A 19142-nucleotide genomic window follows, 5' to 3' on the forward strand; every position below is an offset into this window, starting at 1 on the left:
ACTAATAAATGAGATCAACCTGATAATTTAAACAGAAAGGAGCCCTATGAAAAAGTTTGTCTACACCGTCTTCGCCTTAAGCTTTATTGCTTTTGCACAGCCTGCTGAAGCGCAGGTGAATGTACAGATCAACATCGGTTCGCAACCTACTTGGGGGCCCGTTGGCTATGACTATGTTCGTTATTATTACCTGCCGGAAATCAATGTATATTATGATGTTGTTGGTCGGCGTTACACCTATCCGCATCGAAATAGATGGGTAACGACCCGTTCCTTGCCGCGACACTATCGTCATGTGGATATGCACCGCACCTATAAGGTAGTGCTTAATAATGCACAGCCTTGGCGAAACCATAGCCGGGTACGAAGCCAATACGCACGATACGCGAACAACCATTCGCAACGTGTGCTACGCGACCATCGTGGGCATGATCGTTACGACAAGAAATACTACAAGAAGGCACCTAAGCATCGTGACCACGGTCGTAAGGGCAAAGGTCGTCATCGTGATTAACAAAGAAACATCAACGAATAAAAGGGGCAGATAAAGCAAATCTGTCCCTTTTTTGTACTTGCAAAGGCTTGTATTTCTCTTGTTTTTCTAAATCTCCAAAATGTTAGAAAAAAGACTACAAATCGAGACTTTTATCGGTTAATATTTTTGCGGTTGATCGCTTAATAATCTAACTTTGCAAAAATATCTCAATAGGGAGTAAGCATGTTTAAAGGGAAGAAAAACCTCATTGGTATAGGGGCGGTATTATATTTTTCAGTGGCATTGGTATCTTGTGGAGGCGGCATCAGCAGTAAAGCTGCAAATTCACCACAAGATTCTGTAATATGGACAGACAGTCTGGTAACGGAGGCGACCGACACGGTTCCGGTGTTAACCGGTTTTTTGAGTAAACGATGGAAGGATCCGGTACATATCGAGGTGGACACGCTGCATCCGATCAGCAAAGATTCGCTTGCCAAATTGGTTCGTGTAGAGCGCCGTCGCATTCGGGACTCCGTGCGTTTGGCGTTGGACAATAAGCCTAAGCACGTTTACTTCACTTTTGACGACGGTCCTTTGTTGGGCAGTAAAGCCATCGACTCTATCGCTAAATCTCGGAATATCCGGATCAACGCCTTTTTGGTCGGCAAGCATGCTTTTATGTCGAAGGGCTTAAAACGCGATTACCAACGGTATTACGACAATCCGCTGGTGGAGTGCTACAACCATAGCTATACGCATGCGAACAATAAGTTTACCACCTTTTATAGCAACCCGGTGGGAGCATTCAACGATTTTGAAAAGAATGAGGAAGATTTAAAGCTGCAGCATAAGATTATTCGTCTGCCGGGACGTAACATATGGATTTACGACGATGTGCGTCGAATAGACTTACAGAGTGGTGCCAGCACGGCCGATATGCTCTACAGTAATGGATACAAAATTTTCGGTTGGGATGTGGAATGGAAAATACATGGCCTTACGGGCAAACCGATTCAATCGGTGCATGAAATCTATACGCGCATCCGAAACTATATGAACAACAAATCGTCTATGGAGCCCAACAACGTGGTGCTTCTTATGCACGATGATATGTTTCAAAATAAAAAAGGGCAGCAGCTGCTCTCTTCTTTGATTGATACTATTCAGAACAATACGGATTATAAGTTCGAATTTATGCAGGACTATCCTTTCCGCTACTAAGGATTTAGTATGTTCATATAAAAGGCCCAACATGTGCATGTTGGGCCTTTTTGGTAATCGAGTTGTTGCAAGCTTATTCTACGACAACACCCATGTTACTGAATTTTTCAATGCGTTCGTTTACCAGTGTATCGGCATCTTTCAAGCCAAGCTCCAAGAGGTCGGCCAGTATTCTAGCTTTGACATGTTCAGCGGTAGCAGCAGCATCTTGATGCGCTCCACCTATCGGCTCGTCAATGATACCATCGATAAGGCCATTTTTCAACATATCTTCCGCGGTCAGCTTCAACGATTCTGCCGCTTTTTCTTTTTGATCCCAGCTACGGTATAATATCGAAGAGCAAGATTCCGGCGAAATAACGGAATACCAGGTATTTTGCAGCATATACACGCGGTCGCCCACGCCAATACCCAAAGCACCACCTGAAGCGCCTTCGCCAATGACGATACAGATTACAGGAACCTTCAATACCGACATTTCGAGTAGGTTGCGGGCGATGGCTTCGCCTTGTCCACGCTCTTCGGCTTCTAAACCGGGGTATGCGCCCATCGTATCAATAAAGGTAACGATCGGTCTATTGAACTTCTCGGCCATTTTCATCAAGCGAAGCGCTTTACGATAGCCTTCTGGGTTAGCCATACCGAAGTTGCGGAATTGTCTTTCTTTGGTGTTTTTTCCTTTTTGATGCCCAATAACCATAACGGATTGACCAGCAATGGAAGCGATACCACCTATAATAGCTTTGTCGTCCTTAACAGTTCTATCCCCATGGAGCTCGATAAATTCATCACATAACATTTCAATGTAATCAAATGTCTGTGGTCTATCAGGGTGTCTTGACATCTGTACTTTCTGCCATCCAGTCATATGGGTATAGATATCGTGTTTGGTCTGTTCCAATTTAGTTTCGAGCTCGTTGATGGTCGCACTCATATCGACCTTTGTTTTTTCCTGGACTTGTAAAACCTTCTCAATTTGCGTTTGCAAATCGGCGATAGGCTTTTCAAAATCAAATGTTGTTTGCATAATTATATGTATCTAGCACATTTCAGCTTGCTAAGTTAATTTATTTTTACCTATTTTAAAACCAAGTCTATCGATAAGTTTCCTATCTTTTTTATAATCAAACGCTTGAGGCGGATAATTAGTTTTCCGCCGCTTCGGCAAATCTCGTATTCCTATGCTTGTTCAGCTTGGAGACGCCTTAATGCCTTATGAAAAGCATACATTATTTGTGGAAAGCATTGCGTCGCCGCGCAAAAAGTGATATTTTAGGCTGATTAAATCCCATGACAGCAGAGAAAAAACATACCAACACCTTTCAGTTCTTAGCTAAGCTAGTGCTATGGATCTTACTGTACACGTCCTTTTGGTATTTTCAGGACTTTTATAAAGAACATCAGTTGCTGGACAATGCGTCCAATGCACTCAACCTGTTCTTGACCGCGAGTATTCTTTACTCTATCGGTCGGTACATTATGATTACCCTTTACAACAAGCGGCACGAAAACCGAGCGGTGCGGGGCAATTTTGTGCTGGGCATTAACCGGCTGACCGCTGTGTTGAATACCAGTACGGCTATTATCTCGGTGATGCTGGCCTTGGGTATTGATCCGCGCGAGTTTGTCACCAGCTTAACCATTGTCGCCATGGCTATTGCCGTCACATTTCGGGAGTATATCACCAATATGTTGTCGGGTCTATTTATTATGTTTAACGACCAGCTGTCTGTTGGCGATCGGGTGAAGATAGGCGAGTATAAAGGGCGCATCGTGGACATCACTTTTTCCAGTTTGCTTATTCAGGATGAGGAGGATGATATCGTGATGGTGCCGAATAACTTGGTGTTTACCTCGCCCATGGTCAATTTTTCGGCACACCGTTCCAGTTTGTTTTCCGTGCGCTTTGAGTTGCCCTTACAGACGGCCGTGGAGATCGATAAGTTGGAAGCTCGCATACAAAAGACCTTGGTCAATCATCCTTACCTTACCGGTGATGACGACTTGCATCTGAAGGTAGTGGAGATAGGGAAGGATTACGTCAAATATAAAATGGAGATGCACGCCACCAGTAGCAGCAACAAGCTGCATCGGCAATTGGAGAATGAAATATTAAAAGAAGTGCTACAGTTCAAGCGGGAATATGATCTAGCGCAATAGGCTAGATCTTTCTAACCTTGATCTGCTTGACGAAGTGATGCGATCCCTTTTCCAAAATCAGATCTGCGCGGTAGCGCGTAGGGAGGATGTTTTCTTGCAGGTTCGGACGGTTTATCTCGTTCCAGATATTCGTGGCCATAGCTAAACTTTCTTGGGGATCCATGCCTGCATAGCGATGGAAATAGCTTTCCGGATTTTGAAAAGATGTTGCGCGCAGTGACTCAAAACGACTTACATACCAATCCATAATATCTTTCTCGTCGGCATCGACATAGATGGAGTAGTCGAAGTAGTCTGAGACAAATACAATATTTCCTTTGGAAGAGTTGACCTGTAATACGTTTATTCCCTCAACAATCAAGATATCCGGCCGTACAACGTCTTGCATATGATTTTCAAGGATATCATACTCCAGGTGGGAGTAAACAGGAACCTGAATTTCCTCTACACCGGATTTCATCGCGGATAGGAAATTTAGCAGTAACTTGGTGTCGTAGCTTTCCGGAAAACCTTTTCTGTTCAGGATGTTTCGTTCGTTCAACACCTTATTGGGGTAAAGAAAACCATCGGTAGTCACTAAGTCAACACGTGGTTTACCGGGGAGCATGGAAAGCACCTTTTGTAACACCCGCGCGGTGGTGCTTTTGCCCACAGCCACAGATCCTGCGATGCCGATTATAAAAGGGAGGCGTTGTGTATGCTTGTTCAGAAAGCCATTTACTACCGCATGTGCATCTTTCGTTCGTTCGATAAAGATATTGATGAGGTGTGCCAAGGGGAAGTAGATATCTTCAATTTCCTTGATATTGAGCGGTTCGTTGAGCGCGTGGAGGTTGTCCACCTCATCTTGCGAAAGGTGGTAGGAAAAATGGCCGTTTAAACGTTTCCATTCTGTTCTGTCAAATAGTTGAAACGGGCTACTTACCGCGTTATTAGCACTTGAAGACATACGTTTATAGTTAGAATGACGGCAAATATACTACCTAATACCATATATCCCTGTAACTTTTTACACTAAATTGCTTTCAATCACGATTGGGCTCGTCAGTATTTTATGGACGGGGCAGCGCTCGGCGATGGTCAGGAGCCGTTGCTTCTGCGTATCGTCCAAATTTCCGCTCAGGCGGATATGGCAATGCATAAAGGTTGTTTTCTGCAGGTCGGTGCGTTGCTCGCTGAGCGACATGCTGATCTCCACGGCCGTGAGATCCCATTCTTTGCGGTCGGCATACATCCGTACGGTCATTGCCTTGCAGGTGCCAACGGAGGACATCAGCAGTTCTGTTGGCGACGGTCCGAGATCTGTGCCCCCCACGTCTGTGGGTTCATCGGCCAGCAGCGTATGTTGTGCAACTTCGATTTCCGTTTTAAAGCGCTCCGTGCCTATCCTAACGATTATATCTCTTGCCATACTTCTTTTAAAAAAGTCCCTGTATAATTAAACTTCCTGTCGCTGGGTTTGTTGCTAGCGGCACATTATAGAGGTCTGATATGCGCATCAACATCTGTATATCCGGCTCGTGGGCATGCTTGCCCAGTGGGTCGCGGAAGAAAATAATGCCGTCTACTTTTCCTTCGGCCGCCAAAGCCGCTATCTGGGCATCGCCGCCCATCGGGCCGCTAAGCTTCAGTTCTACTTCTAAGCCGGTTTGGCGGACGTAAGAGCCTGTTGTTCCGGTAGCAATGATGTTTGCCTTACGTAAGTCTTCAATATGATCTTTGACAAAGGCAACCATATCTGCTTTTTTGCCATCGTGTGCGACTAATGCTATGGTCTTTTTCGCTTGGTCCATTTCTTATCTATTTGTTTTATTATTATCCAAAAAATATGTATGCTAAAATAATCGCGGCAATAAGGCCCACGACGTCTGCTATAAGGCCGCAGGTAAGGGCGTATCGGGTGTTCTTGATGCCTACAGAACCAAAGTAAACGGCTAATACGTAGAAGGTTGTTTCTGATGAACCTTGGATGATGCTGGCCAGCCGCCCTTGGAAGGAGTCTACGCCGTAGGTCTGCATCACGTCTACCATTAGTCCGCGGGCGCCGCCGCCGCTTAAGGTTTTCATAAGACCCACCGGTAGGGCAGGCACAAAGCGGGTATCCATGCCCAAAGCGGAGAAACCGTATCCTATAGCATTTACGATATAATCCATGCATCCGGTGGTGCGGAATGCGGATATGGCCACCAAGATTGCGATCAGAAAGGGGATGATCATGACGGCCGTACTAAATCCTTCCTTCGCACCATCGATGAAGGCATCGTACACATTTATTTTTTTGATAGCGCCAAAGACGATAAACAGCATGATGATCGAGAAGATCAGCAAACCGCCGATCAAGCCTGTTATTTTCTCCATTTGCTCGGGCGGAAGTCCATTTAACCCGAAATATAGCAGGGCCATTAAGCCAAGGAAAAATCCTAGAAACAGCAGTACAGGCAGTTTGAACAGGTTAATACGTTGGTAGATGGCTACGGCAATCATGCCCGACAGGAAGGAAATAAAGGTTCCAATAAGGGCAGGAATAAAAATATCGGCCGGGTTTTGGGCGCCGCTGGCCAAGCGCAATGCTATAACGGAGGTGGGGATCAGCGTGATTCCCGCGGTGTTCAGCACCAAAAACATAATCTGGGCGTTTGTGGCGGTGTCTTTCTCCGGATTGATCTCCTGCAGCTCTTTCATAGCCTTTAGGCCAACGGGAGTTGCGGCGTTGTCTAAGCCCAGCATGTTGGCGGAAAAGTTCATGATGATGGATCCATTTGCAGGGTGGTTTTTAGGGATGCCGGGAAAGAGCTTGCTAAAAAATGGGTTTACGCCTTTGGCGAAAAGGGTAATCATACCGGCCTGCTCGCCCACCTTCATGATACCGAGCCAAAAGGTCATGATGCCCACCAGCCCTAGCGAAAGCTCTGCTCCGGTTTTTGCACTGTCAAAAAGACCATTAATTAATGCCGAGAAGATTTCTGTATCACCCAAAAAGATCAGTTTTGCCAAAGCAACGATAAAAGCTATTACAAAAAATCCGATCCAAACGTAGTTTAATGCCATAAAGATAGTTTACGCCGTAAATGTAAGGTTTATGCGGCAAAAGCATTCCCGTCGGGCTAATTTTTTAGGAAATTCCAAACCGATTTGTCCTTTTTTCCGGGCTTATCCTCCACAATATCCGCAATAATCTGCTCAATAAGCGCTTCGTTCTCGCTCACCACACGATCGCCCAAGGAGGTGATCTTTTGGATATTACTCGCCGTGGCGGCATCCATGGATGGGTCGATGGACGAGAGGTTGCTGGGCTCGATACGGATGTAGTTTTCGCTTTTTCCTACCGATCGAAAAAGTTGTTTCAAGTAGTAGTTTGTACTCTCGGCCGAGCTGCTGCTCATAATATCAACCAATGCTGGACCGATGGAGATGGCTCTTTTTTTCTTGAAATCTTCATAGTTGTAGGATATCTTGGACAGGCCGGTGCCAAGGGACAAGATCCATATATCGTCAATCTTGTAGCTGTTGTAGCTTTTTATCACCTCGAGCAGTGCCGACAGGGAGGGGTTGTGTGCAAAGACACCTCCGTCTACCAAGGGATAGCGGGTATTGGCCAAGGAGAAAATTTCCGCAACGGAGAAGTAGGTAGGCGCCGCAGAAGTCGCGCGACATACATCGCGTACATAAAAGTCGCGCGAATCGCCGTGCGAGATTGCTTTCTGCTGACGGAAAAGGTGATTCTTGCGTAACTCTATGTTGTAGGCCGTGATAATGCAGGGCTTCAGCAGCTCGCTCAATTTAAGGTTATCGAAATATTCCTGTAGTATTTTCTCAAGCACGGTGTTATTATATAGCTCGCTCAACAGTCCGAAGCGGCTAAGGAAGCGTCGCCAAGCCTTTGCTGCGAAGATCTCGGTGCCATGATGCAGGTATATGTCCAATGCATCTTTGGCGCTATATCTGGGCTTGCCGGGATTTTCCGGATCGGGACATAATAGGATCGATAACAGGATTCCGCCTGTGCTGGTGCCGGCAAAGAAATCGAAATAATCGGATAGATGCGCACTGGGGTTGCCTGTTGCTTGCTGTAACTTTTCCTCCAAAGCTACTAAGAACATCCCTGGAATAATGCCCCGTATGCCGCCTCCATCGATGGAAAGTATTCTTTTCATGCTGTTATCGTTGGTTTCCTGATTTTCGAAATTAGTAAAAATCAACGGCATGTTGAAGCGGCATAAAAAATTAAGTTTGTGGAAATCGTTCGCAGCGAGTATGTTAAGATTAGTGTGCGCTATCATTGCCGATGAGGCTCGCTGTGGACGCAAAAAAATAATTAAAATAGCCTCCAAAATCACAATAATCTCTTATATTTGCACACCGAAAGGAGAGATGTCAGAGTGGTCGAATGAGCAGACCTGGAAAGTCTGTATACGGGATGACTGTATCGAGGGTTCGAATCCCTCTCTCTCCGCAGAGAGCTATTTTCAAAGCTTTTAAAAACACTCAAAAACAGTATAAAAGCCTGCAAATAATACATTTGCAGGCTTTTTTATTGAAATAGCAATCGCTATAATTTTTATAACCGCTCAGAATTTTGGTGCCATTTCGGTGCCAAATCAAAACTGGAAAAAAAAGTGGCACCAGAAGTGGTGTATAGCGTTATAATATAGCCTGTTAAGCTGCTTTACATTCTTGATCAGAAGAACGTCAATGCCTAATTTTGTACACTGTAAACATAGAATTATGCTTGAAAGAAGTTTCGGAATCTGCTTTTTCCTCAAAAAGCGCTCCGTATCAGGAAAAGACGAATGCGCAATCCATTTGAGGGTAACCGTAGATGGCGTGCGCAAAGAAGTTTCCACGAAAAGGAAATGGTTCTCTTCACGTTGGGACAACAGGAAAGAGAGAGCGATTGGACAGCGCGAAGACGCTAGGACTGTCAATAATTTTGTTGACAATTTACTGCTAAAAATAAACACGTACAGAAATGACATTCAAAGCAAAGGTGGAGCAGTAACTGCAGAAATGGTCGTAGATTTTCTCAATGGCAACGCTAAGCGAACGACAACTGTTTTAGAGGAGTTTCAGAAACACAATGACGAAATGTTAGCTTTAGTGCCTCAGGAATATGCGATAGGTACTCACCAGCGATACTCGATCGCGAAAAATCATATTGAGAGTTTTATAGCCGAAAAATACAATAGGAAGGATATGTTCTTTTGGGACTTAAATTATGAGTTTATTAGGGACTACGAATTTTATCTCAAAACCGTTCGGAAATGTTCTGCTAACACAAGTCTGAAATACATTTCCAATTTTAAGAAAATTGTCATTCGAGCAATTGCAAAGGATATCATCGATAAAGATCCATTTATACGGTTTAAAGGAAAAAAGACAAAACCAAATAAAAGACCGCTTACATCAGAAGAGCTATTCAAAATAGAACAAAAGAAATTTACCAGTCAGCGATTGGAAAAAGTTCGAGATGTTTTCGTTTTTCAATGTTACACAGGTTTGGCCTACATCGACGCGTTTCAGCTCAAAAGAACGGATATCAAAAAAGGTAATGACGGACAATATTGGATTTTTTCAAATAGGCAAAAATCTGGATCGGTTACAGATGTTCCATTACTTCCTAAAGCACTTGAAATAATTGATAAATATAAGCTTAATGCCGATTGCATTGCATCAGGTAAAGTTCTTCCGGTCAACTCTAATCAGAAAATGAATGAGTATCTCAAGGAGATAGCTGTAGTTTGTGGTGTCGATAGCGTACTAAATACGCATAAGGCTCGACGCACATTTGCAAGCACTATTGCTTTAAAAAATGGTGTTCCCATGCACATTGTAAAGGAAATGCTCGGTCACCAATCGATAAAGCAGACCGAAGAATATGCCATCGCTGAACAAGAATCAGTAGGAAGAGAAATGAACCTGCTGAGGAAAAAGCTAGAGATACCCGATGAAGAGTTGGGCGTAGATCCTTTGTCTAATAGAGTACTTCGATTGGAGAATAAATTAATAGATATAAAAAGTGTTGGATCAGACGCCCTCATTATCGATGAAATCTTAAGTGAGTTGAGCGATATAAAGCAGAAGTTAGGTAAATGAGATAGCTAGTTATCTTAGGCTACTTTGTTTTTTAGGGCAGAAGCCCATACTACTTCAGCTTATAAATGATAAAACCCTGAAAATGATTTGTTTGCAGGGTTTTATCATTGGTGTTATATATTTGAACATTTGTCTTTACGGAGAGGGCGGGATTTGAACTGATGTAACTAACTTTTTTTAGTTAGTTGTTTAAGTTTTTTTTAAAAGCCATTGCCACAAAATTGCCACAAACATTATGATACTATTTGAAAATTTCGCGATTTCACTCCACGAATCGACAAATTTTTGCCTGCTAGATTTTGATTAATTTAAGAACGATTTTAACTAGTGTCAGCACTAATTTACAAAAAAATAAACTATGATAAAAAACCCCTTTACTAAAGATTCTCATATGAAGTTGGCGGTGATTCCAAATGGAAGCTTGATCGCGTTATTATTTTTTTAGCGTCAATTGAATTAATGCCGAAAAAGGGAAAGCTAAAGAAATAATAGTTTATTGGCTACTATGATTTTTAAGATCGCCCTAGATTCCGATCTTAAATTAAATTCACAAGTTAAAGTATATAAAATCATCGCGATAACCAAGAACTCTTTTTTGTAGCAGCATGCGTTTCATAAGACTTTAGTGATAGATCGAGTACGCACGGGAGCTGAATACTTGTTCGCCTTAGAATCGAAAAGTCCGTTTTTAAATTATTAGACACCCAAGAGTGTATCAAGTTGATTGAGTCATTATAAATTCGATAAGTTTGACGTGCTAATTATGGCGTTAAAAGAAGCTTTATCTGTTAATTCAGAAGCCGCTGCTTCATTTTTTAGCTATACCATACTTGCATATGCTTTTGTCTTAACGACCTTTAGGATGAAAACCAGTAGTAGGACATATTTTATTAGCTAGAAATCCGTCTTTGTATTATCTTTATCTTATCCAAGAATTAATTGAATGATGATTGAAACCGTATTTGCAAAAGTGCTAGGAATACCTTTCGTTACCGATCTCCTGAAAGCTACAGCAGCTCTAGGTTATAAACAGATGAAAGAGCGGAATAATATGCATAAGATTTTGGCAGAACATGGCCTTGCAATGCCAACGGATGATACGAGGTCGTTGTATATACATGCTTTAATTCTCCTTAACGCTCAGATTTCGGATCATGCATATGCTGAAATATTAATCAAAGAAGATTCATTTGCCGTTTTCAGGAACATTGAACGGTTTAACGATAATCAACCTTTTAAGACGTATGTGATAGCTGAAATTTGTAAGGATATGACCGATCGCAATCTCCGTGTACAGAGCGAATTTACGGCTAATAAGATAATCGATCAGTTTTTCGCCATTTATGATTCTTTGCTTCGAAGTGTTGCCTCACCTGTACAGAACACAATCCTGAACAAGGTGACAGATTTGGGGAATAAATTTGATGATGGGCAAGCGTTAATTTTTCAAAAGTTAGAGGAGCTTAAAGAGGACAGTCCAGTGATAAAAAAGCAAATCCAGCATATCAATCGATTGATTGAGGAGAGGAATTTGCAATTGGCCTTGGACTCGCTTTTAATTTTAGCCGACGAAATTGGTAGAATAAAGTCCGTAGAGTTAAAGTCGACGATATTGACAAATATTGGATATGTGTATCACGATTTTGGCAACAGGACGGAAGCTAATTCATATTTCAAAAGAGCCTATGATATAGATTCGCAAAATTTTGCGGTAATATGTAATTACTCCCAAGCGCTAGCATCTGAAGGAAATACGACTTTAGCAGTACAATTACTAGATCTCGCTATTGAAATACATGGTGAGAACAAACCTCAAATTTGGGAGGCCTATGTACTCGTTAATAGGTCTGCTCTTGATTACGCAGAACTTAAAAGTAGGGTTCCGTTTTCGCTTCTTGACAGGTCCACTATTAAAAGAGCTTTAGCTATCGTTTGCCGAGTCCAAGAACTGTATGATGAATACAAAACATTGCTCCAAGAGGCCTTTCACAAGGATCCCGATAACCGTGAAATAAAGCTTTCTTACCTGGAGAGCGTTTTGTTCTCTTATCAGACCGATTATAAAATATTTAATATGCGCGCCATCGATGACGAATTGGCCGCTAAGATGGAACGTGAAATTCTGTTCATTGAACATGCGATCGCACTTGAGCTTGATAACACATATGGGAAACTTGTATTCTGGCACGCAAAAATTATTCTACTTTATATTCTACGTAGGGAAGATGAGGGCTTAGGTGAGTTTGCTGCTCTAGAGCGTATATACAGCCTAGAGCAGCATCATCTGTATAGAACTAAAGTGGTTTTGCTGCTCGTGAAGCAAGATTTTAAGGCAGCAGGGGCATTAATGAATGAATTTTATTTAAAATTTGGATTATTGGAAGACTTGATGATGTCTTTTGAGATTGCTGGTAATGCCAACGATATGGATGCTGTAAAGATTCATCTGCGGAGCATCATCGCTTCTGAGGATCGTCTATGTATATTCCAAGCTTATTTGATCCTTATTCAGTGCTATCATCGACAAGCTGAATTAGGTGAACTTGCTCACCTATTGGACGAATTACGGCAGTACACCGGAACTGAATTTAGAATTTTAGAAGCAAAAATTCATGTTTCACTTAACCTTGATACCGCGACCGAGATAATTAGGACGTGTGAAGAGGCCATAACGACAGAAACAACATTTTCGACTTTTAATCTTTTCATGGAAGTATTGGAGCAAGCGGAGCTTTGGAACAAACTAGGGAATTACTTGCAGGAGAGGTTAGGAGAGAATTTGCAGTACAATATGCTTACGGATCGCTTGGTTATCGCGTTGGAGAAATCAGGAAATGTGCGAAAATTGTTGGATCTCCTATACGATTTGCGGTCGAGACTCGGTATTCATGTGCGTTATACCCTCAAGGAAGTTAGCTTCCTAGCAGATTCGTATCGATACCAAGAAGCAATATCATTGGCGAACGAATATGTAGGGATTTATAGTGAACGCCTCGATATTGAATTTTTTATCGTGACAACCCAGTTTCAAATTGAAGATTTTGGAGCAGTTGATGCCTTTTTGGAACGAAATTTTGATGTTAAACTATTGAATAAGGTTGATCTCAATAATTATCTGGCGCTTTTGGCAAGTAGGGGACTCACAAACAAATGTGTCGAAGTTCTCTATGATTATCATAGGGACAACTATTCACCTTATTCCAATGATCTGTACTTAACCTTCTTCTTAAAATATGGACTATCAAGTTGTCTGACAAAACCTGATCGTGTTCAGTTTAATACTTTTGTTAGATTGTATGACGGGATACGAGAACATCAAGATTTGGTCGTTATCTCTCCCTCTACTGATGCACCTATCTTAGCTAGGAATGAAATTAGTGCCGATGATCCCTTTTTATTGCCCCTTCTTGGACAGCAAATTGGTTTTCAATTTGAGGACAACAGCGAGTTTATTCCTAAAAGTTGGTCGATTGTCTCCATTGAAAATATCTTCCTTTACCAATATCGGAAATGTCAAAAGGATGCTGCTAGTATTTTTAAGCAAAAAGGGGCTATTAAGGTGTTTCATTTCGATGATATTACCAAACTAATAAATTCTTCCGTCACTGAAAATAAAGAATGGCAAGATCCGTATTTGGAAATCTTTAGTTTTTATGAGAACTTTAGTGCGGGTATTGGCACCTTGAGTGAGGCGCTGGAGGAAAGTATCATGGAGATAAGAACTAGGCTACGGTCCAATAGAATGCAGATTATAGTCTCACTAGGCACGGCTGCTGAACTTAAAGGTCTTGATATTATTGCTAACGACGTCGTTTTTATATTCGATATCACTTTTATCCTCACACTCTTGGATCTTGGTCTTTTTGACAAGGTGGTTACGAGTGGCCTAAGAATCTCAATTAGCCGTTCAACCTACCTAGAGCTACGCGAGGGTATTGAGCGGAAGGATTTCAAAATTGATGTGTCTAACCAGTCACCGATTCTAGAGTCGATTAGGACTTATGTTACTATTCTGGATCCAGATATGACATTGGTAAATAGTATCGAAAGAAGACAGGGCTCTAAGAATATAGGTAAGTCACTTTATGATTCAGCTGTCCTTGCCAAACAATTAGGCGCACTGCTAATGTCGGACGAATACTTTGCTCGAGTACAGATAGCTAGCAATCTGAAAATGGAGGCTAGTTGGATAGTTCCCTTCTTAAAATTTCTTGCTAAAGGTGGTCTCCTCGATGAAAATGAGCTGCATGAAATTACATTAGAACTTATAAGCTTAAATTATCGGTTTGTTGATTTTAATGAAAAAACTATGTTGTGCTGTTTGGCTAAGGATAATTTTAATGTATCCCAAACGTTTCTACAATTGCTATCTTTACTTTCCGGAGGGAAGGTATCTATTGAAGGCGCTGTAAGCACCGTAGACCAATTTATCGTACTTTTGGCGACATCACAGTCAATCGATGCAGATAGATTTTATGAGCTCTGTGATCTCGTCCTGTCCTTTCTTTTTATAAATCGAGGCATCCATGAGGTAATTAGCCAATTTAGGTCGCTTCTCGAAATGCAGGCGGCAACTCGTGAAAGAGGTCGTTTGATATTCTATATTTTAAATAAGTATATAGCAAAATTTTCCATCAAACCTTATGCGTTTTGATAACTTGTCTTAAGTTACGTGTTGTTCTCCGTATTAGAAATATCGAAAAGGTATCGACTTTTAAATATTTTTTATCTTTCGGCCTTATTTTCAAAACATATATTTTTTTATTAGGCGCTGACGCTCCTGTTTGCAGCCAGACCATCAATGTACTGCGGTAGGATGTTATCCGAGTTTTTCGGAAGAACTCGTTTTCTTAATTTCAACCTATCCCTAAACTGTCTAGAAATTTCCTATGATATCTCGTTAAAATTGTCACTTCCATCCGCTCGTTTTCGATAAAAGGTATTGATGGAATGGCAATGCTCATACTCGAAAGTTAGTCAGCAATGTTTTATCCGATCTACCGCAAGAATGTCCGATTATTTGAACCTGAAAACTATCAGAGTCGAGAAAACGTAATAAATCCCTGTAATTTTTTGTATGATGGAACCATAGGGATTTTATATGCGTAGGAAGCCTTAAATGCTCTCATTTTCAGTCGCTGCAAAGTGAGCGTCCAACTCATCGCCATATTCAGATATCATCGGATTTCCCAAGTCACTAATTGATGCATGAATCTGATTGATAATAATTTAACTATATAGTGTGTACTATGTATCACGATAATTGCTATGATGAGCGAAGACGTTATGTCGGATTTTTCTTGATGATGATTTCTTCCCTGGATTACTATGGGCGATTTTGATCGAGTGGACACCAATCAATCAAGAATATGCCAGCCTTTCTAGGAAGATGAACTATCCGATATTAGTTAAATCCTTTAATCAAATTTTTGTTGAATCTTTAGACCAATCGATACCTAGCGGTTCTGATTTTTTGAATTCTTGGGTGCTAGCTGCTGATTTTTTAAATTTCTCATGTGGTTTATTTTAGCTTCGGAAATTTTGAAAAAAGAATATCAGACTTTTAAATTTAGGCGTAATTTAGTAGTTTTAAATTAACTATCTACCAATTAATATTTCCGAACTCATATTGTTTAGATTATGAAATCCTTAAAATCAACTCACCGTTCAGCTATCGAATTCCCTTCAAATTCTGCCAGCATTGACTATTCAAAAACCTATACTTGGCAGATATGGCTCCTTCGAATCTCATCCAAAGGGGTAAAGACCCAGATTAGAACACTGTATTCTTGGATTGTTCCCAATAGTATCTCCGACAATGGTTGGCTATCATATGCAGCTGATAGTATTGAGTTAGACGGTTCCAGTACTAAGTCATTGAATGTAGAAGTTCTTAAAGCAGATTTTGTTGGTACCGGAAACGTTATTAAGCATTGCATTAACGGCTTAATGAGGGGGGAATATTTGAGCGAAATTATGACTGAAGAATCGCGCGTTCCAAATTACCTGACAAATTGGACACTTGTTCAAAATGATGGTAAACAAATATTAGCGGATACATATTTAGTCAGACCGGAGGTCTTTTTGCCTGTTGATCATTTGTTAATTCCATGGCAGCACAAAACGACCCCTAATCCGATCGATTATAGCATTTTTGTAAATCAGTTATTTTATTTGTCGAAAGAAAACTTATTTGTGTTTGATGATTTCGCAATAAATGAAATCGGTAAGATGAAAATTATTGACCATTGCAGAAAAGTGATTAAAATCGATACGGGTTTTAATATTACTAGATCCAGTGCTCCAAGATTAGGGAATTTCGAGTGGTTTGTAACGCCTCTCAGCGATCGATTTCTAAAACCCTTAGTCTCCTTTTACGTCAGTGGTAATAGGCCTGCTGAATCCAATAACTTGTGTGTGGAATTAAAGCCGCTTGTCGGACAAGTCAAAGAAATACTATTAAGATGCCGTACCATCAATGGTGAGGAAGTGACTTTGGATGAAATTCGTCAATTGGTATGGACGGACCAAATGCTTCAGCTTCAATTCACTTCTGGGGAACCAATTTCGGAAGCGCAATTGACAATTTGGGAAAGGAGCGGAGAAGACAGTTTTTCAAGGATTATCTTCGAACAATCGTTTATTTATCTCCGTACGAGTACTTGGCAAATGCAAGTTATAGGTAGCCAGATCAATTCTGGAGAGATTTCTCTGCTCGATAAACTGCAGGGCAAGAAAGAACTATCAAAAAAAACAAGTTTGGCAAAATATAGTCGGTCAACAGCTGCCGGAGAATCGACAATTGGTGGATATAAAATGGATCCTTGGGTGAGTTCTTCAAGAAAAATAAGCGAAATAATGGGACGGCTATTTCCAGAGAAGTCAGATGCTCAATTTTTTAGTGCCGGTTGGGATAAAAATATAGAGAGATCTGGACAATTGTCGTTTTTCGAATGGATACTTGAGAAGATAAGTATTACTTATGCTGGTAGCCTCATGCTACTTGACCCATTTTTGGACAAGGATGGAATTGAAATTTTTGCAAATTCTCGTACTACGAATGCTGAATTTCATTTGGTTACCTGTACCCAGCATCGAGAACGTACAGAGGAAATTGATGTTAAGCAATCGACTGGAACGGGTTCGGATGTTACGATTAATACGGGCAAATTGACAAAAGCAGCTCTTAATATCCAAAATGCATGCAAGCAAATGCACCCACTATTGCGAGGTCTATCATTGACTATTACCGATCTAAGAAGTAATGATTTGGGAAAAAAGCAAATTTTCCATGACAGATACTTATTGTTGTTCAATCGCGATAAACAAGTAATTAAGGGTTATAACTTGTCAAATTCTTTGCAGGGGGCAACCCGAAAAGCCCCGCTGTTGGTCACACCGATTCCCTACGATGTGTTGTCTAATGTATGTGCGTATGTCGATGAACTTCTAACGGTAGGAAGCGAATTGCCTTCCGCTAAAAAGATTGAGCATGTTATACTTTATCCAGAGGTAAAAGAATCCGAAAGCTCAAAATTTGTAGCTCTAGATGCTAGTACTCAAAATTGCGGTCCCCTAAGCCGTATCCCGGATGCAGGCTTTTTGTTTTCAATGCTTTTTGATAGAGGAGATTTTCTACATGCTGATTTAAATACGCTGTACACAGAATTGAAAATGTTAAATTTATATGTTGATGGTCGTGATACCGCCCGACTTTGCAACGTTTCGTCCTCAATAGTTTTTGTCCTCAGTCAAAAATTAAATGTGATGGACGATTTAGATTTTTTGCGACTTTTTAACGCTCTAGGAGAGTTGATAGCACGTTCTGAAATGTTTAAACAAGAAACATTGAATGGCGTTAAACATATTTACGACTTTTTTCAAGAATTTGCCAAACATGTTGAAACATTCCCTAGAATTGCAGCTAAGCTAATAAAATATTTAAAGGGTTACGCTGATCAGAGATATCCGCGTGATCGTGAACGTATTTGGCAAATTTTCAATAGCAATTCATTTCAAGACGCCTTAGATATTTCTTATTCATATCTTTCAAATATGGGGCCAGACTTTTTTGGAATTAAGTATGGTTACTACTATGCCTGTAAGTTGCTGGTAAGGTGTTTCCCAACAGAAGCGAGGTCGTTACTGGAAAGTTTAGTTGCAGCAGCGGATAAAGCGGAATGGAACGAAGGAAACGATAAGGTGCGGAATGTTCTAATGTTGATCTCCGCTATTGCGCATCGGCTTTTTATCACTAGAGACCCTGAAAACCAAAAAATATGGTTGCAAAGTACAGATTACCGTATTCGAGCAGCGGTTGCTGTTTCGTGTTTTCATTCCGCAGCAAGTAATATAAGAGACTTTTCATTTGATAATCTGCAGCAGCTTTGGAAATCCAGTTTGGCTAAAGACGAATATATCCAAGTTATGGCTTTTTACAACGCAAACTTGCGTCTAAAAGGCCATGCGCAGAACGGAGTAATCATTAGAAAGACTTTCCATGAGGTGGTCGAAAATACACCGAGTAACGAGCTAATTATGGTAACGCTGATAGAGATATTTGCTGGACGTTTAAAAAACAATTGGAGCTATACAATCAGCTTAAATTTTTTAGACCCACTCATCAAAAATGGTAGATTGGCTGTGCTTTGGTGTTTCAACTACTGGAATCTTGCTTTTTTAAGTAAACTAAAGTTTAAGAAGCCTTACATAAGCAGCGGGTCTGATACATTACAATATCATTATTGTGAAACTACTGACGTGGAGTTAACCCAAACTTTAATCTACTATTATGGTCGGATGGATTCGCAAAATAAATTGCAGAAATATCAAGAATGGTGTACCGCAATAGATATGTTTTGGACGATTATTCGACACCCATTTGCCCGTCATAATAATCATAATGGGTTTTCAAGCGCCTGTGAGCGCGTAATCTGGTTAGTCATCATCACCGAAATCCTGCTAAATGTAAAGAATCAGGAAGTGAGAGTAAAGATGGTGTTGGAATCTTTTTTGAACAGGTATCATAACGAGATCACCTACGTACGAGCACACCTTGGGGAAAATACGCGCTTACACATCCTATCACTAAGTGGCACCGTGCAATCATTTTAGTAATGATAACGGTGCTTAAAGATGCGTTTTTATTGGATGTTTTGGTTTGTTGTTTAATGGGAGCGCAAGGTATCAA

At 41.0% G+C, this 19142-nt stretch carries 12 protein-coding genes and 1 tRNA gene; 7 read left to right on the forward strand and 6 right to left on the reverse strand.

Annotated features, from left to right (window positions below):
* Positions 1 to 46: 46 nt before the first annotated feature.
* A complete protein-coding gene (locus SCB77_RS21080; protein ID WP_320183979.1) occupies positions 47 to 514 on the forward strand; it encodes a hypothetical protein in 468 nt (155 codons plus the stop codon).
* A gap of 204 nt (positions 515 to 718) precedes the next feature.
* Complete coding sequence (locus SCB77_RS21085; RefSeq protein WP_320183980.1) at positions 719 to 1699, forward strand: polysaccharide deacetylase family protein; 981 nt, start codon at positions 719 to 721, stop codon at positions 1697 to 1699.
* Positions 1700 to 1772: 73 nt separating this feature from the next.
* On the opposite strand, the gene SCB77_RS21090 is transcribed toward SCB77_RS21085, so the two are convergent.
* Positions 1773 to 2726 carry an acetyl-CoA carboxylase carboxyltransferase subunit alpha gene (locus SCB77_RS21090; RefSeq protein ID WP_320183981.1) on the reverse strand — a complete coding sequence of 318 codons (954 nt, stop codon included), beginning with the start codon at positions 2724 to 2726 and terminating at the stop codon, positions 1773 to 1775.
* A gap of 263 nt (positions 2727 to 2989) precedes the next feature.
* On the opposite strand from SCB77_RS21090, the gene SCB77_RS21095 reads away from it, so the two are divergent.
* Positions 2990 to 3859: a mechanosensitive ion channel family protein gene (locus tag SCB77_RS21095; protein WP_320183982.1), complete on the forward strand. Its 870-nt coding sequence runs from the start codon at positions 2990 to 2992 to the stop codon at positions 3857 to 3859.
* Position 3860: 1 nt separating this feature from the next.
* On the opposite strand, the gene coaA is transcribed toward SCB77_RS21095, so the two are convergent.
* From coaA to SCB77_RS21120, 5 genes are read right to left on the reverse strand one after another with little or no spacing between them, the layout of a single operon-like run.
* Positions 3861 to 4808 carry a type I pantothenate kinase gene (gene coaA, locus SCB77_RS21100; RefSeq protein WP_320183983.1) on the reverse strand — a complete coding sequence of 316 codons (948 nt, stop codon included), beginning with the start codon at positions 4806 to 4808 and terminating at the stop codon, positions 3861 to 3863.
* Between the two features lie 60 nt (positions 4809 to 4868).
* Positions 4869 to 5270 carry an OsmC family protein gene (locus SCB77_RS21105; protein WP_320183984.1) on the reverse strand — a complete coding sequence of 134 codons (402 nt, stop codon included), beginning with the start codon at positions 5268 to 5270 and terminating at the stop codon, positions 4869 to 4871.
* A 7-nt stretch (positions 5271 to 5277) separates the two neighbouring features.
* On the reverse strand, positions 5278 to 5652 hold the full coding sequence (locus SCB77_RS21110; protein ID WP_320183985.1) for a methylglyoxal synthase: 375 nt from the start codon (positions 5650 to 5652) through the stop codon (positions 5278 to 5280).
* A 22-nt stretch (positions 5653 to 5674) separates the two neighbouring features.
* Complete coding sequence (locus SCB77_RS21115) at positions 5675 to 6907, reverse strand: nucleoside recognition domain-containing protein (RefSeq protein ID WP_320183986.1); 1233 nt, start codon at positions 6905 to 6907, stop codon at positions 5675 to 5677.
* Positions 6908 to 6963: 56 nt separating this feature from the next.
* Positions 6964 to 8013 (reverse strand): patatin-like phospholipase family protein, encoded by a 1050-nt coding sequence (locus SCB77_RS21120; RefSeq protein WP_320183987.1) that lies wholly within the window; start codon positions 8011 to 8013, stop codon positions 6964 to 6966.
* A 211-nt stretch (positions 8014 to 8224) separates the two neighbouring features.
* On the opposite strand from SCB77_RS21120, the gene SCB77_RS21125 reads away from it, so the two are divergent.
* From SCB77_RS21125 to SCB77_RS21140, 4 genes are all read left to right on the forward strand, one after another.
* Positions 8225 to 8312: transfer RNA gene (locus tag SCB77_RS21125), tRNA-Ser, on the forward strand.
* Between the two features lie 272 nt (positions 8313 to 8584).
* On the forward strand, positions 8585 to 9952 hold the full coding sequence (locus tag SCB77_RS21130; RefSeq protein WP_320183988.1) for a site-specific integrase: 1368 nt from the start codon (positions 8585 to 8587) through the stop codon (positions 9950 to 9952).
* Between the two features lie 943 nt (positions 9953 to 10895).
* Complete coding sequence (locus SCB77_RS21135) at positions 10896 to 14606, forward strand: tetratricopeptide repeat protein (RefSeq protein WP_320183989.1); 3711 nt, start codon at positions 10896 to 10898, stop codon at positions 14604 to 14606.
* 986 nt (positions 14607 to 15592) lie between these two features.
* Positions 15593 to 19066 (forward strand): VPA1262 family N-terminal domain-containing protein, encoded by a 3474-nt coding sequence (locus SCB77_RS21140; RefSeq protein WP_320183990.1) that lies wholly within the window; start codon positions 15593 to 15595, stop codon positions 19064 to 19066.
* Positions 19067 to 19142: the final 76 nt, after the last annotated feature.

Origin of the sequence: Sphingobacterium bambusae, from assembly GCF_033955345.1 — a bacterium.
Classification (GTDB): domain Bacteria; phylum Bacteroidota; class Bacteroidia; order Sphingobacteriales; family Sphingobacteriaceae; genus Sphingobacterium; species Sphingobacterium bambusae.